This is a genomic window from Actinomadura sp. K4S16 (assembly GCF_008327685.1).
Lineage (GTDB): Bacteria > Actinomycetota > Actinomycetes > Streptosporangiales > Streptosporangiaceae > Spirillospora.
The window spans coordinates 109,526-134,617 of sequence record NZ_BDDE01000029.1 but is presented as its reverse complement, the minus strand read 5'-3'; the positions used below and the strand labels follow the sequence as shown (position 1 = coordinate 134,617).

Genomic DNA, 25,092 nt, shown 5'->3' with positions numbered 1-25,092 from the left:
TGTGACCCGCGCCACGCCACCACAAGGAAGCCGTTTCAACCAGTGAAAACGGTGCCTTGCCCGGGGGCCGGGGGTGGCGCACGCTGCCGTCCATGAGCGAGACGCCGTCCGGCGACGGACCACAGCGGACCGCGCTCGTGACCGGCGCGGCGGGCGGGCTCGGGCGGGAGTTCGCGATCGCCCTGGCCGCGCGCGGGCACCGGGTCGCGGGCCTCGACCTCGCCGACCTGTCGGGGACCGCCGAGGCGATCGGCGACCGCTTCCACCCCGTGCGGGCGGACGTGACCGATCCGGACGAGGTCGAGGCCGCCGTGGAGGAGACCGCCGCCCGCTTCGGAAGCCTGCACATCGTCGTGAACAACGCCGGGATCTACCCGCCGCTGGAGTTCGAGGAGACGACGCTGGAGGACTGGCGGCGGATCATGCGGGTCAACCTCGACGGGCCGTTCCTGGTGTCGCGGGCCGCGCTGCCCCACCTGAAGGCGGCCGGCTGGGGGCGGATCGTCAACATCGCCTCCGCCGTGGTGTTCCTCGGGCCGCCGGACCTCGTCGCCTACACCACGTCCAAGGCCGGGCTCGTCGGCTTCACCCGGGCCCTTGCGAGCGCGGTCGGCCACCACGGGATCACGGTGAACGCGATCGCGCCCGGCCTCACCCGGACCGGGACGGCGGCGCGGACGACGGGCGCGGACGGCGGGTTCGAGCGCGTCCGCGACATGCAGGTCGTGCGGGCCGTCGAGGAGCCGCGCGACCTGCTGTCGACGCTGCTGTACGTGTGCGACGAGGGGAGCGGCTTCCTCACCGGCCAGACGATCAACGTGGACGGCGGGTCCGCCAAGCACTGAGCCGCCGGGCGGCGGACCCGCCGAGCAACGGAAAGGCACCGTATGAGGCCGATCGAGGCGCTGCTGGAGATCGCCCGCGACGAAGGCGTGACGCGGATCTTCGGCAACCCCGGCACGACCGAGCTCCCCCTGATGGACGCGCTGGTCGAGGCCCCCGACCTGCGGTACGTGCTGGGCCTGCAAGAGGGGTCCGTGGTGGCGATGGCCGACGGCCACGCGCGGGCGTCCCGCCGCACGTCGATGGTCAGCCTGCACGTCGCCGCGGGCGTCGCGAACGGGCTGATCGGGATGCTGAACGCGCTGCGGTCCCGGACCCCGATGGTGATCGTGGCGGGCCAGCAGGACCGGCGGCACCTCGTCCAGGACCCGATGCTGTCGGGCGACCTGGTCGGGCTCGCGTCGGCCGCGACGAAGCACGCGGTGGAGGTGCAGCACGCGCGCGACCTGCCGATCGTCCTGCGGCGCGCCTTCGCCCTCGCGGCCCGGCCCCCGGCGGGGCCGGTGCTCGTGTCGGTCCCCATGGACCTGCTGGAGGAGGACGCCGACGTCGCGGTGCCGGCCCGCTCCCCCGTGACGGGCCCGGGCGCGGCCGAGGCGGGCGACGCGGCGGCGCTGCTCGCCCGCGCCGAACGACCGGTGGTCGTCGCCGGCGACGGGGTCGGACGGGCGGGCGCGGTCGCCGAGCTGGTCGCGGTGGCCGAGCGGCTCGGCGCGGCCGTCCTCCACCAGCCCATGAACGACGCCATCGACTTCCCCACCGGGCATCCGCTCTACGCCGGGATGATGGCGCCCCGCAACGCGGTCATCCGCGAGGCGCTCGCCGGGTACGACGCGGCCCTGATCGCCGGGTGCCACGCGTTCATGCCGCACCACTACTCCCCCGGCCCCGCCGTCCCCGACGGGCTCGCCATCGTGCAGGTGGACGAGGACCCCGCGGAGATCGGCCGGAACTTCGCCGTCCGGCACGGCCTGACGGGCGACCTCGCGGGGACTCTGCGGGCGCTCGCCGACCGCCTCGACGGGCTCGTCCCGTCCGCGCGGGAGCGCGCCGAGCGGCTCGGCGCCGATCACGCCCGGGCCAGGGAGAAGGCGGAGGAGGCCGCTCGCGCGGCGTACGGCCCGTCCCCGATGGATCCGAGCGCCGCCGCCCACGCCGTCGCGTCCGGGCTGCCCGACCGGGCGGTGGTGGTCGAGGAGGCGATCACCGTCGGGCTGAAGCTGCGCGCGGTGCTGCGCCAGGACCTTCCCGGCTCCTACGTGCACACGGTCGGCGGCGGGCTCGGCTGGGGCATCGGCGCGGCGGTCGGCACCCGGATGGCGGACCCGGACCGTCCCGTGGTCGCGGTGCTCGGCGACGGGTGCGCCATGTTCGGCCTGCAGGGGCTCTGGAGCGCCGCCCGGTACGAGGTGCCCGTGGCGTTCGTGGTGATGGACAACGGCGAGTACCGCACCCTCAAGGACACCCTCGACGAGGGCGGGGGCGCCTCGGCAAGGCACGGCCGCTACGTCGGCATGGACCTCGCCCCGCCCGCGCTCGACTGGGCGAGCGCCGCGCGGCTGTTCGGGATCGACGCGGTGCGGGCGGGCTCGGCCGGCGAGCTGCGGGACGCGGTCGCCTCGGCCGGGGACCTGGCGGCGCCGCTGCTGATCGTGGCGCCCGTCACGGGGCACGGGGCCGACCGGTGATCGCCGCCCGCTTCCCCGCCCTTGCCGCCGGCTCCGATCGCGGACACCATCGGGGGATGGACGTGCGGGCCACGGGCGCGGAGCCGCCGCGGTCGGTGCTGGCGCGCGGGCTCAGCCTGCTGGACGCCTTCGGCTCCGCCGACACCGAGCTGAACCTGACCGAGCTCGCCGCCCGCACCGGTCTGCCGAAGCCGACGGCGCACCGGCTGCTGAGCGAACTGGTGCGGTGGGGCGGCGTCGAGCGCACCCCGTCCGGCTACCGGCTCAGCATGCGGCTGTTCGTCCTCGGGCAGCGGGCGCCCCGCCCGCGCGGCCTCCGCGAGGCCGCGCTCCCCTACCTCGAGGACCTGTACGAGGCGACCCACGAGAACATCCACCTGGCCGTACTGGACGGGACGGACACGCTCTTCCTGGAGAAGGTCACCGGGCGCCGGTCGATGCCGATCGTGTCCCGGGTGGGCGGGCGGCTGCCCGCGTACTGCACGGCGACGGGGAAGCTGTTCCTCGCGCTCGGGCCGCCGGAGCGGCTGGAGCGGGTGCTCGCGGGCGGGCTCGTCCACTACACCCCGCACACGATCGTGATGCCGGGGCTCCTGCAACGGGAGCTGGCCCGCACCGCCGACCGCGGCTACGCCGTCAACCGGGAGGAGTCGGAGGCAGGCGTCTCCGCCGTGGCGGCGCCCGTCCTCGACCACCGCCGGCAGGTGATCGCCGCGATCTCCATCACCGGCAACGTGTGCCGGCTGGACCTCGACCGGCTCGCCCCGGCCGTGCGGACCGCGGCGCTGGCGCTGTCGCGCGAACTGGCGCGTGAGAACGCGGGCACGCTGGAAATGGGGATTCCCCGGTGATCTCTCGATACCGGGGAATCCCCGCTTCCATGCACCGGCAGCCCTGCGCCGGGTCTGGAAGAGGCCTTGCGATCCCACCGTGAGCGGGCTCACATTCACCCTGTGAGCCATTTCACGAATGGTCCGCCGCCTCAGATCATGAGCCGAAAGGCTGGGGCATGCCCTTCTTCCCGGGGCCCTTGCCCCAGGACAGGACCTCCCACTTGACGCCCTTCAGGTGGCCCTCGCCGGTACCGGCGTTGTACTTGCTGGCGGGCTTCTTGCCGTCCAGCAGGTACCGGAAGGTGTAGGTGTCGAGGTCGAGCATGACGCCGCGGTGCGACGGCTCGCCCGGCCCGCGGTCGCCGACGAAGCCGGTGATGCTGCGGCCCTTGTAGGACACCTTGACCTTGGTGTGCATGGGCCAGCTCGGGCTGGCGAACAGGCCCTTCTGCATCGGCTTGCCGCCGGCGGGGGCGCCGGTGTCGCCGTTCACGCCCGAGCCGTCGTCCCAGAAGTAGGACGCGGTCGTCTTGCCGCTGAGCAGGGCCTTCGGGCCCTTCTTCGCGGGCTTGGCGGCCTTGGGGGCGGCCTTGGAGTCGGCCTTCACCTCGGTCTTGGAGTCGGCCTTGGCCTCGACCTTCGGGGCCTTCGGCAGGGTGAGCTCGGTGAGCCCGGCCTTGTCACCGAGGCTCTTGGGGGACTGCTGCTCCTGCGCGGCCACGGCCTGCTCCGGCAGGAACTGCTTCTTGGGAGCGGAGTCATCGCTCGCGGCGGCGACACCGGCCACCATCATGCCCGCGAGGGCGGTGCCGGTGACGCCGGTCAGGATGACGTTGATCGCTCGCTGCTGCATGGAGATCCTTCGTTCGGGGTACAGGGCTGCCGCTCGGCACGGGGAAGGCGCGCAGGTCACGCGCCTGTCTCCGGGCAGGGGTGAACGGCTCCGAGACTCGAGACTCGGGAGGCGCCGCCGCGAGAAGGACCCGCTTGGAACGGTCCACGGGCATGGCGGACCGCGCTCGCGCTCAGCCGCGCACGACCGGGTTCGGACGTGCGGGTGACACGGGCTTCGGTGAAGCGGGAAGGATGCCGACCGGGGGCTCACGGGCCCAGCACGGTGCGCGGCCGCTGCATGGTACGGCTGCGTTCGGCGAAGGGATCCCGCCTGGCGGGCGGGAGGCGGCGGTTATGCGATTGGCCGGGTCAACGGTTCTTTGACCCTGACCTGGGGATGACTATATACGGCATTACCGTGCTGTCGCCAAACGGGGGATTTCTTTACCTTTGACAAGGTAGATCTTTTAAGCCGGAACTGGCCCGGAGCGCCTTTCCCATAGGGGCTCCGGGCCAGTCGGCCGCACCGCGCCCATGGCAAAAAGGATCTTTAAACCGATGGCCTCGGCGCCCATGGCCCGGCCGTCCGCTCCCCGCCCCGGCGCGCGAACAGCCTGGGACGCGTGGGGCGCTGGAGATGAGCGACCGCGAACCCGGACCCGTCACGACGCACACGTGACCGCAGGACGGAGGGCGCCGCACACGCTCGGACCCGCACGTGATCAGAGGGCACAGGACCGGGCCGCGTGTGCTCAGACCGCCCGTGAATCGACCGCCTGGAACCGGGCCGCGGGCGATCGGACCGCACGTGATCAGACTGCGTACGACGGGCCGCACAGGATCGGGCCGCGCTGGGCGGCCGCAGACCCGCACGGCCGTCTGCCGCGCGGGTGGAACGTCCTCGTCAGTGCGTCGGGTAGACCGACGGCACGAGCGGCGTCGGGCCGGTTCCGCCGGTGAACACGGCGGGGCCCGCCTGGGGCGGGACGAAGGGCGACTCCGCGTAGGAGGCGTCCGCGTAGACGGGCTCCCCGTACGGCATGGCCGCCACGATGGGGCCCTGCGCCGCCGGGACGGCCTGGGCCGCGGGCGGCGGGACGGGCGGTGGAACGTGCGAGCCGTCCGCCCGGCGCTGCTCCGCCGCGGCCGCGCTGCGGCGCTCGGCGAGCAGGGCCATGAGGGCGCGGGCGGTGTCGGCGTCCATCTTCAGCAGGACGCTCGGCATCCCGGTCTGATCGACGAACGGGGATACCGAGGGCGGAGCCGGCAGCTGCGGTATGGCCGCCCGCATCTCCTCGCGGAGATCCTGGGCCAGCCGCAGCGCCTGTCGGTCACTGTCGCTCAAGTGTGCGGTCATCGCGATCTCCGGGGAGTTCACGTGCGGGGGTCCGGGGCAATCCTGCTAGGGATGGCGTGCAGGTGCAAGGGCTGATGCACGTGCATTTCAAGAAAATTCCCCCCGTAACCCCCGCCTCCGTCGCTCGTTCCCGATCACTCGACGCCGCGCCTTCCGCGCGTCCACAGCGACTTGACCAGCACAGATGTGCACGGTCGGCCCCGCACTCGCACCAGAAGGTCCACGGACGGCCAGCACGGTGCGTGCCTCCTCGAACACGGAGACGGTTCCTGCTTCCGAGCAAGATCCATGTGCCCAGGGTCGGATGTGTGTGATGTCCGCCACGAGCGCGCGGAAGCCTGCCGCCCGGGCGTCCGATCCGGCCCCGGGCGCGCCGCTGCGGATCCATCGCAGGGGTCCGGATCACTTATCTCTAGGGATGCCTCGTTCGGCGCTGCGTGCGGAGCGCCATTAACGGCATTCTGGACGGATGACAGAGACCCTCAGCACCCGGGCCCTCAACCGGGCCACGCTTGCGCGGCAGATGCTGCTCGCACGGGAGCCGATCCCCGCCGCCGAGGCGGTGGGACGGCTGTGCGGGATGCAGGCGCAGGAGCCCAAGCCTCCGTTCCTGGGGCTGTGGACGCGAGTCGAAGGGTTCCAGGCGTCCGATCTGCACTCCGCCTTGCAAGGCCGGTCGCTAGTGCGCGCCACGATGATGCGCGCCACCCTGCATCTGGTGACGAGCGCGGACTACACGGCGTTCCGTACATCGATGCAACCGATGTTGGACGGCGGCCTGCGGGTGCTGGGCGACCGCGCCAAGGGACTCGCCCTGGAGAAGGTCGTCCCCGCCGCGCGCTCCCTCCTGGAGGCGGGGCCGCTCACGTTCAACGAGATACGCGCCGAGTTGCAGCAAATGTTCCCGGACGTGAACGAACGCGCTCTCGGCTATGCCGTCCGCCTGTGCGTGCCCCTGGTCATGATGCCCACCGAGGACAGGTGGGGCTTCCCGCGCACGTCGCGCTTCGTGCTGGCCGACTCTTGGCTGGACTCCGGGCCGGACGCCGAGAACGCGATCGACGAACTGATGCTCCGCTACCTGGCGGCCTATGGACCGGCGTCCCCCGCCGACGCGCAGACGTGGTCGGGGTTGTCCACGACCGGCGAGGCCCTGGAGCGCCTTCGCCCGAACCTGCTGACCTTCACCGACGACAAGGGCCGGGAGCTGTTCGACCTGCCGGACGCGCCGCGCCCCGGCGAGGACGTCCCCGCCCCCGCGCGGTTCCTGCCCGAGTTCGACAGCCTCGTCCTCGCGCACGCCGACCGCAGGCGCGTCATCGCCGACGACCATCGCCCCATGCTCACGACCAAGAATCTGCGCGTCCGCGCCGTGTTCCTGTGGGACGGGTTCGCGCGCGGCATCTGGGAGACGGAGTACAAGCGCAAGGTGGCCACGCTCCGGATGCGTCCGTTCGAGGCCCTCCCCCAGGCGGCCGTCGACGGACTGAGGACCGAAGGGGAAGCGTTGCTGCGCTTCATGGAACCGGACGCCAAGGAGACCGTCGTCACCGTCGAGGAGTGACGAGACCGCCTGGAGCCGTGCAGACGACAGCCCCCGGGCGATGGCCGGGGGCTGTCGGAGAGTCGAGAGGCCCGGGCTAGCCGGCGCCGTCCTGGCCGCGCATCTCCTCGACCACGACGCTCTGGTACGCGCGAGAGGTGTCCGGGACGTAGCTCAGCCGCGCCAGAGCCTTGCCGTCGTGGTCCCTTATCTCGAAGTGGTAGCCCTCGCCGGCCTCACCCACATGCGCTGCGGCCTGGTCGTGCCTGAGCCGGCACATGGTGTCGACCTTCTCGAGCGCCACCTTCAGGCTCCCCGCGTCACTGATGAGCCGCGCGGGCTCACTCGTCTCCCAGATCTCGAACATCAGTCGTGTCCTGTCGGCGGTCGGTCGGTCTGTCGGAAGGAACGGGCGGGGCATTCCAGACGTCTGGGACAGCTTGCGCCTATCTCATGGATCTTTCAATCAACCAAGGTATCGGATTGATCACTATTCGAAGTTGTCCACGCTCATAGTGTCATGTCCGCATGTGGCGACGGTCCACCCTTCCGCCGTCCAACCCGGTTCGGTACAGTCGGCCGCGCCGAACCGAACGTGACTCGGAATGAGACGCCCACTCCCCGCGCCCCCGCCCGGCCCGCGGGAGCCTTTGCTCATTCCGGCCGGAAGACGCCGAGCCTCGCCGCCGGATGGCAGGATCGTCCTTCGGAGTGCTGTCGGACGGCGGGGAGTGGCGGTGCGGAAGACCTGGCGGTGCGGCACGACACCCGAAGCCTGGGCCACCCTCGCCGCCGAAGAGGCGGTGCGATCGCTCGCCCGCGGCGACCGCGCCGCGTTCCGGCGCCTCGTGGCCGAACTGACCGGCGGCCCCGCCGGCCCGGGCTGGACGAGTGCCGCCGACCGCTGCCTCACCGACCGGCTGCGGCACGCCGTCACCACCGCTTGGCGGCGCGGGTGGCAGCCCGCCGACCTGGTGCGCTTCACGACACGTCGGCACACGGCCCGGCACGCGCGGCTCTGCACGGACGCCATCGCCGACGAGAGGCGCACCTACCCCACCGGTGCCGTCGACGAGCGGTGGGAGGAGCAACTGGCGGCCCTTGGAGCCGGCGTGTGGTGGCCGGACGGCTCCCATTCGACCCACTGGTGCCACCGCGAAGGCTTCGAACGCGCGGATTACGTCACGTGCGCTCTAGAAGTCATCCACCTCTTGGAAACCCTCCCAAAGCTTCCTCCCATCACCCCGCCTCCCACGACCACTTCGGACACGAGCCCGCCCGGCGGAAGAGCATCCAGGGGCTATAGGACGGGTGCAGGCAGGTCCAAGTCAGGGTCGTCCAGTACGGGAGGGCCAGGGGCCGGGTCGGACCGAACTGCCACGGGCGCGTCCGATGCGGGGAAGGCCCATAGGGGGGTGCCTAGGCCCGGCGGCGAATCCGGTCAGCGGAGGCGCCGGAGGCTGGAAGAGGTCGATCAGCGGATCCTCGGTCGGGTCCGGGCTCTTCTGGCCAAGGCCGAATCGACCGAGTTCCCCGAGGAGGCGGAGGCGCTCAGCGCGCGCGCCCAGGAGTTGATGGCGCGGCACAGCATCGACCATGCGCTGCTCGCGGCGGAGACAGGCGACCTGAGCGGTCCAGACGGACGGCGTATCGCGATCGACAGTCCTTACGAGGCGCCCAAGGCGATCCTGCTGACGGTGGTGGCCGAGGCGAACCACTGCCGTGCGGTGTGGCACCGGGAGCTGGGGCTCTCCACCGTCCTCGGGTTCCCGGCCGATCTGGCCGCGGTGGAGATCTTGTTCACGTCCCTGCTGGTGCAGGCCACGTCCGCCATGGTGCACGCGGGTCCCAGGCGCGACGCGCGGGGACGGTCACGGACGCGTTCGTTCCGCCATGCGTTCCTCAACGCCTACGCCGTCCGCATCGGGGAGCGGCTGCGAGGAGCGGCGGACAGGGCGGCCGCGGACGCCGGCGGGAAGGATCTGCTTCCCGTGCTGGCGGCGCGCGACCAGGCCGTCGACCAGGCCGTCGACACGATGTTCCCGAACCTCGCCAAGGGGCGGGCGGGATCGGTCTCCAACTATGAGGGCTGGCTCGCCGGACGGGCGGCCGCCGACCTCGCCAGCCTGGACGGGCGCTCCGAGGTCACCGGAGCCTTCCGAGGTCCGTAGCGCGCGGGGTCCCCCCGGGGGGCGAGGGGGACGTCCGGCCATGTGCTCGCTTCTTCCTTGTCTCGCTGTGCTCGGGAGCGGGTCAGTCCTTCTTGCGCCGGGTGTTGCCGCCCCGGCCACGGAGCGGCACGCCCGCCTCCTTCAGGACGTTGTAGATGAATCCGTACGACCGGCCGGTCTCGGCAGCCAGATCGCGGATGCTCTCGCCGGCGGCGTACCGCGGAGCGAGCTCGGCGGCGAGCCTGGTGCGTTCGGCACCGGTGACACGGGTGCCCCTCGACAGTGTTCGAGCCACGGGGACCTCCTGATTCCAAGGCTGGGCGGCGGGGCCCGTCCCCGCAGCTCACAGCAGTGTTGATCTCCCCAACGTACACATTCCCCCCGATTGCTCCGTCGATGCCGCGCGAATCACCACGAATTCGGCCGAAGCTGGTCTTTTCCGTGGTGAACGGCGTGTCGGAACTAGACAGACGTGTCCGATACCGTCCTCGCTCGGTCGTTCCACCGGATCACCCCCTCCAGGAGCCCCAAGACCGGAACCATGCGTCCCTGAAGCCCCCGTGGCTTCACCTCTCGCTGGCGTCCCCCTGGCCTGAGCGCCCCCAAGCCCCGACCACACCGGCGTTTCCCCGGGCTCCAGGACCCACCGATGCCGAGTTATCCACAGAACCGCGTTCTACAGCTTCTCGCCGGGACGGTCGCGCATGCTGGCCGGGTCCCGACAGGCGAGGAGGAGTCCCATGGCCACGATCACATTCCCGGTCCCGTCGACCACGACCTCGAGGTTCGCCGTGGCCGCCACGAGCATCCCCGGCGACCCGGCACCCCTTCTGAGGAGCGCGGAGGGCCCCTACCAGTCCCACATCGCGGGGCGTCTGGGCACACCCCAACTCCAGGTCGCCCGCGAGGCCCTCCCCGCCCTTCGCTGGGACCCGTGGCACATCAAGCCGTCCCGCCCGGACGACCGGCGACTCGCGCGGGCCTTCAACGACGCCGAGCAGTTCGCCGTCGTCACCGCGTTCGCCCCGATCACCGACCAGCCCAGGGCGGTCCAGGTGGCCCGAGCCGCCGCGTACGCCATCGCCGAGGCCACCGGCGGGATCCTCGCCGACCTGGTCACGGGCCACGTCCTGACGCCGTCCGCCCAGGAGCGGACGCGTTTCGTGCTGGCCGACCGATGGCTGGGCGACGTCCTGCCGCCGTTCCGCGCCAACGGCCGCTGCACGGCCGCCGACCCGGGCAGGGATCCCGAAGGCGTCAACGGCTGCGCCTGCGTCCGGCTGCGCACCCGCGGCCTGCGGCGCTTCGGCCTCCCCGAACTCCAGATCACCGACGTCGCCTGCCCGCACGACCTCGCCGCCCTCAACGTCCTGCGCACCACCGCCCGCCGCCTCCTGACCGACCACTGGTCATGGCTGGCCACCGGCCCGGCCGTCGGAGACCGCACGATCCCCGACGTCCTCGACCTGTCCCAGACCGACTTCAACGACTTCTGGGGCACCACCCGCCGCGTCCGCCTGACCGCGCCCTCGCCCTTCCAGGTCCACCTCTCCCCCCTGACCTCCCGCCTCATCGCCGTGGGTCCGCCCACCCACTTCGAAGGCACGGTCAACGACTGGCTCTGGGGCGACACCCTCCCCATGGGCATGCACGACTCCCAAGAAGCCCCCGCCCTTCCCACAGCCGCCTGAACGCCCCCACCCGGCAACTCCGTCAACCGGCCCGTCCACCAGACCCGACCACCAGACCCGACCAGCCCCTGCCCTCGAACAGCACCGCCCACCGACCACGAAGCGACTCAACGACCGGGCCTGTCGGGCCCGTCCAATCAACGGCAACCCACCTCAAGGCGGTGCAGACCTCTCTTGAACCACTCTCGCTGGCTGCTGTGACCGGGACTAGCGCCGTTAATGAGCCAGCCCGAGGAGCGGCAGGTGCAACTAGAGCGACCCGGCCCGGCCACAGCCTTGTTGATCTCGGCTGCAGACCGCGATCAACGCCACTGACCCAACAAGTTGATGTAACTCGATCTTGCGGGGGCTAGTCGCGGACGGCGCCGGCCGGGGCCGTCCAGCTAACGGTGTCATTCGATCTTGTGGGGTTCAGTTGTGGGCGGCCGGGCGGCCTTCGAAGGTCATCTCGAAGGCGTTGAGGGCGGCCTTCCACCGCTGCATCCAGCGTCTGCGAGCGGTGCCTTTGGCGGCCAACTCATGACCGCGAGGTGCACGCCCTTGAGTGCGGCCTGCTCGTGGGGAAGCGGCCGCGGGCATTGCCTGGGCGGTGTCATGGAGGGCTGGGATGCTGGCGACGTGAGGGATGACGAGGACGAGCCGCTCGTTGGCGGCCGGATGGCGCAGGGTGTCGTGCGTCGCGGCGAGCGGGTGCTACGCCCGCTGGGTCCCTGGTCAGAGGCAGTCCACGAGTATCTCCGTTACTTGGAGGGCGTGGGCTTTGCAGGTGCTCCCCGCGTGCTGGGCGTCGAGGGAGACCGCGAGGTACTGACATATCTGGACGGAGAGGTGGCCGTCGATCCCGCCTGGCAGCCGGGCCGCGGGCACCGGCTACCCGCGCACGCTCGCAGCGACCAGGCACTCATCCGCGCCGGGCGGCTCATCCGCGACCTGCACGAGGCATCGCGCGGATTCCGTCCGCGTCGCACCACCTACCGCTTTCATCCCTGCCCACCCCGCCCTGGCCAGATCATCTCCCATGGCGACCTCGGCCCCTGGAACACGGTCTACCGCAACGGTCTGCCCGCGGCGTTCATCGACTTCGACAGCGCAGGACCGGTCGATCCCGTGGACGAACTGGCCGCGGCCGCGTGGGCCTTCGTGCCGCTGGCACCCGACCGGCGCCTGCGCGAGGCCGGATTCGACCCGATCCCCGACCTGCCGGCCCGGCTGCGCTTGTTCGTGGACGCCTACGGCTTGCCCTATCGCCCAGCCGCCTTGGTGTCCGCCCTGCAACGGAGCGTCCTGACCAGGGTGGAGCAAATCGCCACGTGGCCGCTGTCCGCGGCCGACGCCGCCGGGTCCCTGGAGTTCCTGGCCAACGAGCTGCGCTGGTTCCACACGATGACCCCTGCCATCGAGCGCGCCCTAAGCGGACCAGACGCCCCCAGCAGACCCTGATGATGGCGAGACAAAACCGCGCGGGCTGCTCGAACGACCGACAACCTGCCGATGCCGCCGCGCGACGCAAGGACCGGAAAGATCTTCGCCAGCTGCTCGGCACCGGCCTGTCCAACACCGAGATCGCCGGGCGCCTGGCAAGGCGGCGGCGCCGTCGCATCCGCACCCCCTGCCCGTCCTGCGGCCGCTGACTGCCCCAGCCCGGCCCTCGACCGAGAACACGCACGGCGCGCTCACAGGCCTCCCGCACCGCCGCCGAAACCGGGATGCGGCGGAGCGGACGGCGCGCCCGCAGGCCTCGCGCACGGCCGCCGGAACCGGGATGTGGCAGAGCTGTCGCTTGTCGGAACCTCAACGTTCGGCCTGGCATCACTCTCCGTGTCACCGTCGCTTGGGGCCGAGGCCCTACGGGCGGGAGGCAGCGTTGAGGGGACGGAACGGGCGATGTCATGTTGGACGGCTGCCGCCGTCCACGCCGCCGTTACGACCATGTCCCTGAGCACTTCGCGCCTTGGTCCGCATTACCTCGCCCTCGACTAACAGGACTCGGCACGTCACAAGTTTGGCGCGGATCTGGTTTGTCGCTCTAGTCCGGCTCTATGAGATGAACACCGAGAAACATCGTGTTCACTGCATCGGCTGCGAAGGCACGCATCACGCCCCGCACCACCCGCCGCGGTGCAGGCTCCTCCCCTCCTCAAAGACCAGCGCCTTTATCGGAGAGACCGGCCGCTTCCCGCGTGGGCGAACATCAGTCCTTGGCCGCTTACTCGAATCTACGTCCTCGACTGTTGAGGCGGCGCTCCTGACCGAAGAGCCGCCGCTTGTACCAATTGGGAGCCAAGGTCGCATACCTCCCGCTTTCTACGCTGTCGCCGAGCGCCCCGAAATCGACTCTCTGCTGCCGATCGACATCGACCGCCCGCACCTTCAGCCCCAAGCGCACCCCCCATTCGCACCATCAGGGCCGGCCGTTTCCGACCAGGAGAACGACAGTCCGCACCCTCCTCATGAGGTGGTTCAATGGGAGCACGCAGGTGTGATAGAAATATCCGCCTTCACCCGATTCGGCCGTATCGACGACCTTCGCGGCCACCCAATACAGGTCTGGCCGCTCGCACCTCCCCGCCCACCGAGGGCAGGCCACGTGATCGGATGACTTGCTCAATCCATGTTCGCCCGGGACGTGTCGAATTGGGCGTTCCGATTCGCGTCAGGAGCACGGGGCGCGTGGGCGATTTTGCGTGTCGGGGCGCAGTGACAGCGAGTGACAGTTTTGCGACCGCGCCGTCACCCCGGCATGCCAGCCGAGGAACTCCTCACGGAGGTCGATCATGTGCTGATCATGCAAATGTCGTCGCCTGCGGATGTTTCATCAACGCTTCCCTCGTCGCGTATCCCTAAGAAATTCGCGGGAATTCGACCCTCGGGCCGCCCGGCCGTCCCGGCGAGAGGCAGACACCGACATTTCGGGATGAGCCGGGATATGACGTCCATATCAGTCGTGGCCGTCACGGCGACGGCGGCGCGGGATCGACGGAGCCGACTGTGGGCAATGCGCAACGCTCCGTAGCCAAAGTAGCTACGATCGGCATTCACACGGTGACCGACGCGATCCCCCGGGGCGAAGATGAACCGTTTCCTGGCACATCCCAAACTCGCCGTCGCCTTCAGCGAATGGCTCCGCTGCACCTGCGGGTTCCTGGGGTGCACCGCCATGGCCGGCGCCATCAGTATCGGCGCGGCGACCCCCTCCGAAGCGGCCGCCCGAACCGACCCTGAGCCGCACGGGCCCAGACCGCCGATCTGTCGTCACGCCATAGGTATCGGCGATCGGTTCGCCTCGCACAAGTGCATGGGGCCGTGGCTGTCGATGCCCGACAAGCCCCGGGGACGTCCGGGACACGGTCGGGATTTTCCTCACTGGCTCGACCGGTACGACAGCAGGAAGCCCAAGAAGGAGCACAGGGCACCCCCGCCGCGCCCACCCGAGAAGCCGGCGCCCCGCCCGGCCGCGACCGGCGGCCCGAGAAGCGTGCCCCCGCCTCCCCGCCCACCCAAGAGCGCCAAGGTGCGCCGTCCTCCGGCACATCCCCCGGTACCGGTGCCTCCCCCAGCGCCGTCGCCGGTGCCGGCACCAACACCGGTGACGGCCCGCGAGCAGGCCGACGAGGTCGATTCACGGCCCTCCTCGCTGCAGCCGGTCCTGCTTCTCGGTCTCCTGCTCCCCGCCGCTGCGGCGATGTGCTATCCGTTCCGGCACCGCATCTACACCGCCGCCAATCCCGGCGTGTCCCCCCTTCCTGCGCCCAACATCCCGGACCCGCAGGCGGTGAGCGTCACCTACCGCCCCCTGCTCGACCCGTTCGGCACGGCGGCCACGGGCCTTGCGGGCCCGGGCGCCGGCTCCACCGCGCGGGTGCTGGCGCTGACGGCGCTCGACGAGCACGCCGACGACTCGCTCGTCGTCGTCCCGCGACCCGACGCCATCACCCTCTTCGGGCTGTCCGAGGACGAACTCCTCGACGACGACACCGCCGGGCTCTTCATCCCGGGGAACCTCGACGCCGCACTCGCCTATCTGGAGACCGAACTCGCCATCCGCGAAAGGAGCGGCGTCACGCACGCGCGCCGTCTCCTTCTGGTCGCCGACTGCGCCCAGGAGGCCGACCGGATCGCAGCACTCCTCAAGCGCCACCCGGGCGCCGTGTTCGCGGTCCTCCTCGGCCCCTGGACGGGCGACCAGGCAACGGTCGACGACGAAGGCGCGGTCCAGGCCCCTCCCGCAGTGGCATCCACCCTCCCCTCCCACCTCCCGGCGATGTCCCGCACCGAAGCCCGCGATCGCCTCCTGAAGACCTTGGCCCAGCAGAAGGACACCCGTAAGCCGCCTCCCCGGCGCCGCTCGATCTCCCGGCGCGGTTAGCACCCCCACACGTGCACACGGCAAGAGGTAGACGGCGCGGGACGGATGTGCCGAACGGCGCTGCCGTTCCCCTGGCCGAGGTCACCCGCGAAGGCCGCCCGGCGGCCGCTCGCCTCTGACCGAGACAAGATCGAGTCACGGCCGGAGAAGCTGGGGCTGCTCACCGGCGACAGGCAGTGCCGACCCACCCCCCGCACCCGCCGCGCCTCCACAGAGGGCACACCTCAGAACGGCGCCTCCCACACCTGTCAGGCCTGAGTGGGCGGGGCTTAGAGGGCAGGGCTTTCTTGTCGGGCCATCTCAGCCCTGATCGTTGTGAGGCTTCTCAACGCCCGTCCTAGAGCGCTGGTATCCGGAGGCTGCTCGGCGTCGCGGTCCACAAAGGCGGAGCAGCGGAGGAGCCAGGCGCGGACGACGTCCTCGGCGTGGGCCTCTGAGCGCCGCGTCCGGGCGAGGGCCAGATGGCGTTTCTCCTCGGCCACCTGGCGGGCGAGGTCCTCGTCCTCCCGCAGAGCCTGGACGTCGGAGAGCGCGTAACGGCCGAGCCTGTCCGCCGCCAGCCCGCGTTCGCTCGCGATCCGGTCGAACATCTTGCGGGGCCAGTCGAGGATGGTCGCCGCGCCACCGGCGTCGACGGTGTCGGTCAGCGGGCCCTTCCTGGCGGTGACGACCCGGCGCACGGTGCCGGGATCGAGCCGGTCCAGGTCGCGCAGCAGGTAGACGGGATGCCCGCGGAAGGCGCTGACGACGTTGAGGTCGCCCTGGGCGACCAGGACCTCGATGTCGCCGCGCTCGACGTCGAGGCCGACCCGCGCCGCCAGTCGGGCCGCGGCCCGTGCCGAACCGACCGGGGGCTCGGCGCCGAACCTGGCGACGATCTCCTCGCCCCGCCCGCGGACCTCCTCGGCGAGGGCGGCGGACCACCGGTCCTCCTCGAGGTCGGGCTTCGGGAGCAGGCCGTGCTCGAGGCCGAGGCGCAGTTGCCAGCGGGTGAGCCCGAGAAGCGCGGCGAGCTGGTTGGCGCCGTGATCGGCGCGAGTCGTCTGAGCAGGCATTGCCGGGCCCTTCTTGTCGCGATGACGTGGACGCGCATCAGCCTCGCGGAGGCGTGCCGCCGCAACGGCTAGAACGTGGTTCTGTGGATAACGGCCGCCGGGGCTCCACGTGCGAGGCTGGGGTCATGAACGCGATACGTCGGCTCGGGATCGGGCTCGCCGCCCTGGGGCGGCCGGCCTACATCAATGTGGGCAGCGCCGGGGAGCTCCCGCCTGGGCGGAGCGTGGAGGCCATGCGCGAGGCGACCTGGAGCGTCCTCGATGCCGCTTACGCCGCAGGCATTCGGTGGGTGGACGCCGCACGCTCCTACGGCAGGGCGGAGGAGTTCCTTGGGGGCTGGCTGGAGGCACGCGCCCCCGCGGGGGTTCACGTATCGAGCAAGTGGGGCTACGCCTACGTCGGTGACTGGAAGACCGACGCGGAAGTGCATGAGGTCAAGGAACACAGTCTCGACCGTTTCCAAGCGCAGTATGAGGAGACGCGCAGCCTGCTCGACGGGCATCTGTCCGTGTACCAGGTGCACTCGCTCACCGAAGAGAGTCCACTGTTCCAGGACGTCCCCCTCCAGGCGGCCCTGGCGCAACTGACGGCTGAGGGTGTTCGCGTCGGGTTCTCGACGTCCGGGCCAAGGCAGTCGGACACGATCAGGCGGGCGATGGAGTTGGAGGTGTCCGGTCAGAGGTTGTTCAGCACGGTCCAATCGACGTGGAACCTCCTGGAGACCTCTGCCGAGGACGCACTGCGCGAGGCCCATGGCGCCGGTCTGCATGTGCTGCTCAAGGAGGTGCTGGCCAACGGGCGGCTCGCCGTACGGGCGCCCGCGGAGGTGCGGGACCTCGCGGCTGAGCACGAGGTCGGGCCGGACGCCGTCGCCATGGCTGCGGCACTCGGCAGGCCGTGGGCTGACACCGTCCTCATAGGCGCGGTCAGCCCGGCCCAGTTGCAGGCCAACCTGGCGGCCACGGATGTGCGGCTTGGCGAGGGCGACCTGGAGGAACTGGCAGGGCTGAGCCTCCCGCCGGAGCGCTACTGGGCCGAACGGAGTGCGCTCTCCTGGACGTGAGCGGTCGGACGAGCCCGTGCGCCGTGGCACGATTTGAGCACGCCCCACCATGATCGGATAGCCGTGTCCCTGCAGCCAGAACCCTCCCAGATGATCGGCCCGTACCGCGTGGTCGCCCGGCTCGGTTCCGGCGGGATGGGCGAGGTGTTCCTCGGGGCGTCGCCGAGCAGGCGCCTGGTCGCGGTGAAGGTCATCCGGGAGGAACTACTGGACGACCCCAGGTGGAGGGAGCGCTTCCGCCGTGAGGTCACCTCGGCTCGCTCGGTGAGCGGCTTCTACACGGCTCCCGTCGTCGACGCCGATCCTGACGCCGACCGGCCGTGGCTGGCGACCCAGTACATCCGCGGGGTGAGCCTCTCCAAGGTCGTCCGGGAGAAGGGGCCGCTGCAAGAGGAGTCCGCCTGCCGGCTGGGGGCCGGGCTGGCGGAGGCGCTCATCGCGATCCATCAGGCGGGGATCGTGCACCGCGACCTGAAGCCGTCGAACGTCCTGCTCGCCTCGGACGGTCCGAGGGTCATCGACTTCGGTATCGCTCGCCCCTTGGACGCGCGGCCGCTGTCGCGTACGGAGATCCTTGGGACGCCCGCATACATGTCGCCGGAGCAGGCCCTAGGCGATCCCGTCCATCCGGATAGCGACGTGTTCTCCCTCGGCTCGACGCTCGTCTACGCGGCGACCGGCGCGCCGCCGTTCGGCGGTGGGCACAAGGTCCGCGGACGGATCGTCCACGGCGAACCGGATCTCACCCTCCTGCCCGCTCCCATGCGGGGGCTCGTCACGCGCTGCCTGACGAAGGACCCTGGGGAACGTCCGACTCCAGAGCAGATCCTCGTCGCCCTGAGCACCTTGCTGGACGCGCACTACGGCGAGGAGTGGCCTCCCATGGACGTCGAGCAGTTGATCGACGTCCAGGAGCTGACACTGGTCGAGATGACGGCGGAGCAGCCGACCTTGCGTGAGCCGCGCCAGTAGGCCAGCCCCGTGGCCGGTCCCCGAGCGGACCGGCGATGGCGAACGCGCTGAGATTCTTCTCACTTCGTCGGCTCCGCAGGCACGGCGCCGAAAGGCCTCCATGGCATCCTCTCCCCCCGCGCGAGATCATGAGAACGCCTCGCCGGCCGACCGGCCGGCGAGCCGCGGACGGGGAGGGCGAAATCCGGTCGATCGCTCCTGACCGTCCGGCTTTCCGCCCAGGCCAGCCGGACCAAGCGTTCCGGGGTGACTCGTCCGGTTCCGGCACGCGGGCGGAGAGGCCCGGGGGCTCCGCCCACGCAAGCGACGGAGGGAGGGGCGTGACGAGAGGTGAGCGGCTCGCGCACCCGTGCCGCCGAACGGTCCGCCGTCGACGGGGACGGCCCGGATCAGCCCCCGTGATCACGTGGATACGATGAAGAACGGAACGTCTACGCAGGTGTGGACGCAGTTGGGAGTGAGCGAGTATGTCGGACTTCGAGCTCGACCACGCGGGCGGCCGCATGCCTCTGGAGGTCACCGAGGCGACCGAGGGCCCCTCGGGGCTGGTCGTGAGCAGCCTCCTCAAGGAGACGGGGCATGTCACGCTCGATCCGGGTTTCACCAACACGGCGTCCACCACGTCGGCCATCACCTACATCGACGGTGAGGCGGGGATCCTGCGCTACCGGGGCTACCCCATCGAGGAGCTGGCGGAGAAGTCCTCCTTCCTCGAGGTGGCCTACCTGCTGATCTACGGCGAGCTGCCGACGGCCGACCAGTTGAGCACGTTCACCGACAAGGTGCGCCACCACACCCTGCTGGACGAGAAGTTCCGCGCGTTCTTCTCCGCCTTCCCGCGCCGCGCGCACCCGATGGCCGTGCTGTCGTCCGCGGTCAGCGCCCTGTCGACGTTCTACCAGGACAGCCTCGACCCGTTCGACCCCGAGCAGGTCGACCGGTCCAGCATCCGGCTCATCGCCAAGCTCCCGACGATCGCCGCCTACGCGTACAAGACGTCCAACGGCCAGCCGCTGCTCTACCCGGACAACTCCCTCGGGTACGTGGAGAACTTCCTCCGCATGATGTTCGGCCTGCCCACGCAGCCTTACGAGATCGACCCGGAGATCGCGCGCGTCCTGGACATGCTGTTCGTCCTGCACGCCGACCACGAGCAGAACTGCTCCACCTCGACCGTGCGGCTCGTGGGCTCCAGCCAGGCGAACCTGTTCTCCTCGGTGTCCGCGGGCGTCGACGCCTTGTTCGGGCCTCTGCACGGCGGCGCCAACCAAGCCGTCCTGGAGATGCTGGAGCGCATCCACGAGAACGGCGACGACATCGACTCGTTCGTCGAGCGTGTCAAGAAGAAGGAGCCCGGCGTCAAGCTGATGGGCTTCGGGCACCGGGTCTACCGCAACTACGACCCCCGCGCCGCCGTCGTGAAGAAGGCCACCGGCAAGGTCCTGGACGCGCTCGGCAAGTCCGACCCGCTGCTGGACCTGGCCATGCGCCTCGAAGAGGTCGCGCTGAGCGACGACTACTTCGTCGAGCGCAAGCTGTACCCGAACGTCGACTTCTACACCGGCGTCATCTACAAGGCGATGGGGTTCCCGACGAACGCCTTCACGGTCCTGTTCGCCCTCGGCCGGCTCCCCGGCTGGATCGCCCAGTGGCGCGAGATGATGAACGACCCGTCCACAAAGATCGGACGTCCGCGCCAGGTTTACGTGGGACCGGGCGAGCGTCACTTTGTGGAGCTCTCCGCTCGCTAACTGTGGCTTTGCCGGGCGGCGGCCCGGTGAGCGCGGACGATCGCGCGCGGGCGGGGTCCCACCCCGCCCGCGCATGATCGTCTTCTCGGGGGCGACGGGGTTAGCCTGTGGGCGACGACTCCCCAGCGGAAGGCGCTCCCCCATGCCCTCCATCGCCGAGAGCAGCCTCGTCAGCCTGGACTTCTGGGCGAGACCGCAAGGCGAACGCGACGAAGTGTTCGCCTCCCTGCGGGCCGCGGAAGGGCCGGTCTTCTGCCCCCTGCCGGACGGCCAGGGCTTCTACGCGATCACCCGTTACGAGGAGGTCGCCGAGGCCAGCCGGAACCCCCAGGTGTTCAGCTCCCAGCCCACCGCGGTCAGCCTGGTCGATCCGCCCCCTCAGGTCGTCCGCTACAGCGGCTCCATGATCAGCATCGACGACCCGCGGCACGCGCGGCTCCGCCGGATCGTCTCCCGCTCGTTCACGCCGCGCCTCGTCCAGCGGGTCACCGGGGACGTCGCCGTCCTCGCCCGCCGCATCGTGGACGAGCTGACCGAACGCGGCCAGTGCGACTTCGTGGAGCACGTCGCCATGCCGATGCCCTTGCAGATCATCTGCTCCATGATGGGCATCCCGGAGTCGGCGTACGACGACGTCATCGACGCCACCAACCTCATCATCGCCCTCGGCGACCCCGACTACGAAGGGCCTGAGGGGAAGGACCGCGCGGCAATCCTCGCCGAGAAGTTCTCCCTCCTGCACGCGCTCATGGCCGACCTCGGACGGCTGCGCCGGGAGAAGCCCGCCGACGACCTCGTCACGGCGCTGACGCACGCCAACGTGGACGGCGAGGCCCTCGACGACCTCGACCTGGGACGCTTCTTCGCACTGCTGGTGGTGGCCGGCAACGAGACGACGCGGAACGCGCTGTCGCACTCCCTGACCCTGCTCACCGACAACCCCGGGCAGCGGGACATCCTCCTCGCGGACCTCGACGTGCGGCTTCCGGCCGCCGTCGAGGAGATCGTCCGCTACGCCACCCCCGTGACGTGGATGCGCCGCACACTGACCCGCGACCACGAGCTGGGCGGGCACGTCTACCGCGCCGGCGACCGGGTGATCCTCTACTACAACTCGGCGAACAGGGACGACGGCGTCTTCAAGGACCCGTACGCGTTCGACGTCCTGCGCTCTCCCAACCCCCACTTCGGTTTCGGCGCCCCCGGACCGCATTTCTGCCTCGGCGCGCACCTGGCCCGCCGTGAGATCACCGTGCTGCTCCGCGAGCTGTACACGCGGCTGCCGACCCTGCACGCCACGGCGCCTCCCGTCCGCCAGCGGACGAGCTTCATCAACGGGATCAAGTCCGTCCCCTGCGCGTTCTGACCTCGGAGCGGAGGAGCCCGCACGTGCCGCGCGGACGTCGGCGCGCGTTATCCACAGAATCTCGTTCTCCTCGTTCCGTCCGGCGGCCTCCTCGAAGCTGAATCTCGCACGCCGGTCCAACGGCCCCGAGGAGGCTGCAATGCGCGTCACCATCACGGTCCCCGAAGAGACGACCGCCGATTTCGTCGTCGCGACCGACAGGAACCCCGGCGACCTGTCGGCGGCGATCCTCCGGAGGTTCTCCGGCTCCTTCGCGGCGGCGGTGTCGGAACGGCTCGCCTCGCCCCGCCTCGCGCTCGCCTGCCACCCCGCCGCCGCCTCCCCGTGGGACCTCTCCGGCGTCACCGGTGCGGACGCCGACGACGTCGAACGGCTGCGCCGAGCGACGACGCACATCGCCGTCACCTCGGTCCTGCCGGCCGGTGACCTGCCGTTAGGGCCGCACCTCGCCCGCGCCGCGACGAAGGCGATCGCCGAATCGCTCTGCGGCGTGCCCGTGGACGTCGCCTCGCGCCAAGTCCTGCCCGTCATCCCCTTCGGGAGATTCGAAGATTTCGCCCTCGCCGACGACTGGCTGGGCACCACCCTGCCGCCCTACCGGAACTCCGGCCGCTGCACCGCCGACGAGGAGGACATCGACGGCTGCGCCTGCGTCCACCTCACGACACGGGGGTTGGGCCGGTTCGGACTGCCCGAACTCCAGATCACCGGCGTCGCCTGCCCGCACGACCTGGCAGCGCTCAACGTACTCCGCACGACCGCCCAGCGGCTGCTGCCCCTCGGCAGGCACCCGGGCGAGCACACCCTGCCCGCGGAACTGCTGCTGACGAGCGCCGACTTCTCCGCGTTCTGGGGAAACCGCGACCCCCTGTGGGACGACGGACCCATCGCGGTGCGCCTCATCGAGGTGACGCCCCGCCGCCTGGCCATACGTCCGCCCGCGGACTTTCCCGGCACATTGAACGAGTGGCTATGGGACGAACTCCCGCCCGTCCTGCACGAACTGCTCAGCTGCGAGCCGGACCACGCCATGGCGAGCCATCCGAGTGGCTAACGTCGCCGGCATGGAGAACGAGCAGGCACCAGGGTCGCTCGCGAGAGCGCTGGCGGATTTGGCGGCCGAACGCGAAGCCCAGGACCGGACGTGGGGCGTCCAGGAGTTCCCGGACGGCACCGGCCCGGGCTTCACCGCACGAGCTGAGGAGGCGAAGCAGGAATGCGTTGCGGCAGGAGCGCGTGGGGAGCTGACATGGCGTCACATCCTCGCCGAGGAGTTCTTCGAAGCGCTGGCCGAGTCCGCCCCGGAAAGCCTCCGTAACGAACTGGTCCAGACTGCGGCGGTCGCCGTCCAGTGGATCCAGTCCCTGGACAGGCGCCACGGCGGCACGGTGCACCAGACCAAGGAGAATGTCCGGGCCGAGAAGCTCGTCCGCGATCGGATACCCGACATCATCCGGGAAGCGGGCCGGACCCCGGAGACACGGATCGCGGCCCATCACGAGCAAGCGTCCCTGCTACGCGCCAAGCTCTACGAGGAGGCCAGCGAGTACGTCGCGACCAGCGACCCCACGGAGCTCGCCGACCTTCTGGAGGTACTCCACGCACTCGCCTCCCTCCACGGCCTCACCCCCGACCAATTGGAAGACCAGCGCGCCGCCAAGGCCGCAGAACGAGGAGCCTTCTCCAAACGCCTCGTCCTCCGCCTCCCCCACTAGCCACGCCCCCTTAGGAGGCGCCTCCTCGAATGCGTCCCGCCCATGGAGACACCTCGCCTATGGATGCCGGCCCCACATGGATGAAGGCGCGCCCGTGCGACCGCCCCCACCAATGAAGACGACTCGCCCGCGAAACGCCCCCGCCTCCAGAGGCGCCCCGCCCGTACAACCGCCCGCGAACCTCTGCAGATGCCCCACCCATGCCACCGCCGCCCACCTCCAAAAAGCCCGCTCACGCGAGTGCCCGCCCGCCTCGTGAGGTGATCCACCCGTACAACCGCCACCCACCTGTGGGGGCCCCGTACGGCCGCCCGCCCACCCCTGCAGGCCCCCACCCATGCCCCCGCCGCCCACCTCCGGAGGCGCCCGCTAATGCGAGCGCCCGCCCGCTTCTGAAGGTGCCCCGCTTGTGAGCGCCCCCTGGTGCAGGCGCCGCCGCGCGTGAGGGCTCTCTGGTGCAGGCGACCCGTGCGACGGCGGCCGGGGTGAATGCGGGGCCAGAAGGGCTGGGGTGAGATCGACGGGGGTGATGTTCGGGCAGCGCCGGGGGTAGGTCGCGCGGGTCAGGCGTTGGGGGGCAGGTTGGTGCCTGCTCCTCGGCGGCGTACCGCGACCAGGTCGGTTCGGGCAGGCCCTGGGAGCTGCGCGGGGCGAGCGTCGCCGTCGTCGCCGATGTCCTCCCGATCGGGTGCGGCATCGGACACGGGGGCCTTCGATCGCCTTCGGTGTTCGGGAAGTGTGGCGGTAGCCGCACCTTCCACCTCGAAGCCCGCGTCGGCGATCATGTCGAGGTCCGCCTTGCCGGCCTGCCCCTCGCTGGTCAGGTAGTCGCCCAGGAAGATCGAGTTGACCACGTGCAGCGCCAGGGGCTGGAGCGTTCGCAGATGGATCTCCCGCCCGCCGGCGAGACGCACCTCCACGTCCGGGCAGACGAAACGCACCATCGCCAGGATCCGCAGGCAGCGCTGCGGGGTGAGGGCCCATTTCTCGGCCATCGGCGTCCCGTCGAACGGGATCAAGAAGTTCACCGGGACCGAGTCCACGTCCAGGTCGCGCAGCGCGAAGACCACGTCCACCAGGTCCGCGTCGCCCTCCCCCATGCCGGCGATCAGCCCGGAGCACGCCGACAGGCCCGCCGCCTTGGTCTGCCGGACGGTGTCGACCCGGTCGCCGAACTCGTGCGTGGTGCAGATGTCCGCGTACGCGGCTTCGGCGGTGTTCAGATTGTGGCTGTAGGCGTCGACGCCGACCTCTCGCAGCCGCCCGGCCTGCGCGCCGGACAGCAGCCCAAGACAGGCGCAGATCTCCACATCCTCGTCGCGTTCTTTGATCGCGTCGATGATGCCGGCGACCCGTTCCACGTCCCGGTCGGTCGGGCCACGTCCACTGGCCACCAGGCACAGGCGTTTGGCGCCACCGGCCACGCCCGCTTCCGCCGCCGCGGCCGCCTCGTCGGGCTTCAGCCAGGTGTAGGTCAGGACGCCCGCCTCCGACCCCAGCCGTTGAGAGCAGTACGAGCAGTCCTCAGGACAGAGCCCCGACTTCAGGTTGACCAGGTAGTTCAGCTTGACCCGGCGCCCGAACCAGTGCCGCCGTACCTTGCCGGCGGCCGCCACCACGTCGAGCAATTCGTCATCGGAGGTTTCCAGCACCGCGAGCGCCTCGGCCCGGGACAGCGGCTCACGGCGCAATCCCTTGCCGACCAGAGTCTCCAGCAGGTCCATGGCGCCGATCCTGGCCTCCTGCGCACGCCCCGCCAAGGCCCGCACCGTACAAGAAGGTCGATCAAGATCTGTCGATCATCTCAGCGCGAGGCACCCGCCTCCCCATAGCCGAGATGGAG

The 25,092-nt window shown here is 70.7% G+C and carries 20 protein-coding genes; 14 read left to right on the top strand and 6 right to left on the bottom strand.

Annotation, left to right across the window (positions count from 1 at the left end; translation table 11 throughout):
• Nucleotides 1-92: 92 nt before the first annotated feature.
• Genes K4S16_RS41005 through K4S16_RS40995 form a run of 3 tightly spaced genes read left to right on the top strand, consistent with a single transcriptional unit; the run spans nucleotide 93 to nucleotide 3,382 of the window.
• Nucleotides 93-845, top strand: a complete 753-nt coding sequence (locus K4S16_RS41005; RefSeq protein ID WP_149264501.1) for an SDR family NAD(P)-dependent oxidoreductase — start codon at nucleotides 93-95, stop codon at nucleotides 843-845.
• Between the two features lie 42 nt (nucleotides 846-887).
• A complete protein-coding gene (locus K4S16_RS41000; RefSeq protein WP_149264500.1) occupies nucleotides 888-2,531 on the top strand; it encodes a thiamine pyrophosphate-binding protein in 1,644 nt (547 codons plus the stop codon).
• Nucleotides 2,532-2,587: 56 nt separating this feature from the next.
• On the top strand, nucleotides 2,588-3,382 hold the full coding sequence (locus K4S16_RS40995; protein ID WP_149264499.1) for an IclR family transcriptional regulator: 795 nt from the start codon (nucleotides 2,588-2,590) through the stop codon (nucleotides 3,380-3,382).
• 136 nt (nucleotides 3,383-3,518) lie between these two features.
• Here K4S16_RS40995 and K4S16_RS40990 read toward each other — a convergent pair whose 3' ends face one another.
• Nucleotides 3,519-4,217, bottom strand: a complete 699-nt coding sequence (locus K4S16_RS40990) for a hypothetical protein (RefSeq protein WP_149264498.1) — start codon at nucleotides 4,215-4,217, stop codon at nucleotides 3,519-3,521.
• An 885-nt stretch (nucleotides 4,218-5,102) separates the two neighbouring features.
• Nucleotides 5,103-5,555: a hypothetical protein gene (locus tag K4S16_RS40985; RefSeq protein WP_149264497.1), complete on the bottom strand. Its 453-nt coding sequence runs from the start codon at nucleotides 5,553-5,555 to the stop codon at nucleotides 5,103-5,105.
• Nucleotides 5,556-6,024: 469 nt separating this feature from the next.
• On the opposite strand from K4S16_RS40985, the gene K4S16_RS40980 reads away from it, so the two are divergent.
• Nucleotides 6,025-7,119: a winged helix DNA-binding domain-containing protein gene (locus tag K4S16_RS40980; RefSeq protein WP_149264496.1), complete on the top strand. Its 1,095-nt coding sequence runs from the start codon at nucleotides 6,025-6,027 to the stop codon at nucleotides 7,117-7,119.
• Nucleotides 7,120-7,195: 76 nt separating this feature from the next.
• Here K4S16_RS40980 and K4S16_RS40975 read toward each other — a convergent pair whose 3' ends face one another.
• Nucleotides 7,196-7,465, bottom strand: a complete 270-nt coding sequence (locus tag K4S16_RS40975) for a hypothetical protein (RefSeq protein ID WP_149264495.1) — start codon at nucleotides 7,463-7,465, stop codon at nucleotides 7,196-7,198.
• Nucleotides 7,466-8,513: 1,048 nt separating this feature from the next.
• On the opposite strand from K4S16_RS40975, the gene K4S16_RS46195 reads away from it, so the two are divergent.
• A complete protein-coding gene (locus K4S16_RS46195; RefSeq protein ID WP_235037396.1) occupies nucleotides 8,514-9,269 on the top strand; it encodes a DUF2786 domain-containing protein in 756 nt (251 codons plus the stop codon).
• An 82-nt stretch (nucleotides 9,270-9,351) separates the two neighbouring features.
• Here K4S16_RS46195 and K4S16_RS40965 read toward each other — a convergent pair whose 3' ends face one another.
• On the bottom strand, nucleotides 9,352-9,564 hold the full coding sequence (locus K4S16_RS40965; RefSeq protein ID WP_021594883.1) for a helix-turn-helix domain-containing protein: 213 nt from the start codon (nucleotides 9,562-9,564) through the stop codon (nucleotides 9,352-9,354).
• A 445-nt stretch (nucleotides 9,565-10,009) separates the two neighbouring features.
• On the opposite strand from K4S16_RS40965, the gene K4S16_RS40960 reads away from it, so the two are divergent.
• The 3 genes from K4S16_RS40960 (at nucleotide 10,010) to K4S16_RS40945 (ending at nucleotide 15,326) form a co-directional block, all read left to right on the top strand.
• Nucleotides 10,010-10,960 carry a hypothetical protein gene (locus K4S16_RS40960; protein ID WP_149264493.1) on the top strand — a complete coding sequence of 317 codons (951 nt, stop codon included), beginning with the start codon at nucleotides 10,010-10,012 and terminating at the stop codon, nucleotides 10,958-10,960.
• Between the two features lie 618 nt (nucleotides 10,961-11,578).
• Nucleotides 11,579-12,400, top strand: coding sequence for a phosphotransferase (locus K4S16_RS40950; protein ID WP_160161213.1), 822 nt, complete (start codon nucleotides 11,579-11,581; stop codon nucleotides 12,398-12,400).
• A gap of 2,128 nt (nucleotides 12,401-14,528) precedes the next feature.
• The gene (locus K4S16_RS40945) at nucleotides 14,529-15,326 is read left to right on the top strand and encodes a hypothetical protein (protein WP_149264491.1); all 798 of its coding nucleotides are present in this window, start codon (nucleotides 14,529-14,531) and stop codon (nucleotides 15,324-15,326) included.
• Nucleotides 15,327-15,595: 269 nt separating this feature from the next.
• Here the strand turns inward: K4S16_RS40945 and K4S16_RS40940 are convergent, their stop codons facing one another.
• Nucleotides 15,596-16,381, bottom strand: coding sequence for a hypothetical protein (locus tag K4S16_RS40940; protein ID WP_149264490.1), 786 nt, complete (start codon nucleotides 16,379-16,381; stop codon nucleotides 15,596-15,598).
• Between the two features lie 125 nt (nucleotides 16,382-16,506).
• Here K4S16_RS40940 and K4S16_RS40935 point away from each other — a divergent pair, with 125 nt between their 5' ends.
• The 6 genes from K4S16_RS40935 to K4S16_RS46190 all read left to right on the top strand — a co-directional run bounded on the left by K4S16_RS40935 (nucleotide 16,507) and on the right by K4S16_RS46190 (nucleotide 23,249).
• Nucleotides 16,507-17,445 (top strand): aldo/keto reductase, encoded by a 939-nt coding sequence (locus K4S16_RS40935; protein ID WP_149264489.1) that lies wholly within the window; start codon nucleotides 16,507-16,509, stop codon nucleotides 17,443-17,445.
• A gap of 63 nt (nucleotides 17,446-17,508) precedes the next feature.
• Complete coding sequence (locus K4S16_RS40930) at nucleotides 17,509-18,417, top strand: serine/threonine-protein kinase (protein ID WP_200842411.1); 909 nt, start codon at nucleotides 17,509-17,511, stop codon at nucleotides 18,415-18,417.
• A gap of 467 nt (nucleotides 18,418-18,884) precedes the next feature.
• Nucleotides 18,885-20,168 (top strand): citrate synthase, encoded by a 1,284-nt coding sequence (locus K4S16_RS40925; RefSeq protein WP_149264488.1) that lies wholly within the window; start codon nucleotides 18,885-18,887, stop codon nucleotides 20,166-20,168.
• A 142-nt stretch (nucleotides 20,169-20,310) separates the two neighbouring features.
• Nucleotides 20,311-21,534 carry a cytochrome P450 gene (locus K4S16_RS40920; protein WP_149264487.1) on the top strand — a complete coding sequence of 408 codons (1,224 nt, stop codon included), beginning with the start codon at nucleotides 20,311-20,313 and terminating at the stop codon, nucleotides 21,532-21,534.
• A gap of 139 nt (nucleotides 21,535-21,673) precedes the next feature.
• Entirely contained in the window at nucleotides 21,674-22,588 is a 915-nt protein-coding gene (locus K4S16_RS40915; RefSeq protein WP_149264486.1) for a hypothetical protein, read from the top strand.
• Nucleotides 22,589-22,598: 10 nt separating this feature from the next.
• Nucleotides 22,599-23,249 (top strand): nucleoside triphosphate pyrophosphohydrolase, encoded by a 651-nt coding sequence (locus tag K4S16_RS46190; RefSeq protein WP_235037395.1) that lies wholly within the window; start codon nucleotides 22,599-22,601, stop codon nucleotides 23,247-23,249.
• Between the two features lie 563 nt (nucleotides 23,250-23,812).
• Here the strand turns inward: K4S16_RS46190 and bioB are convergent.
• Nucleotides 23,813-24,973: a biotin synthase BioB gene (gene bioB, locus K4S16_RS40900; protein ID WP_149264485.1), complete on the bottom strand. Its 1,161-nt coding sequence runs from the start codon at nucleotides 24,971-24,973 to the stop codon at nucleotides 23,813-23,815.
• Nucleotides 24,974-25,092 lie beyond the last annotated feature (119 nt).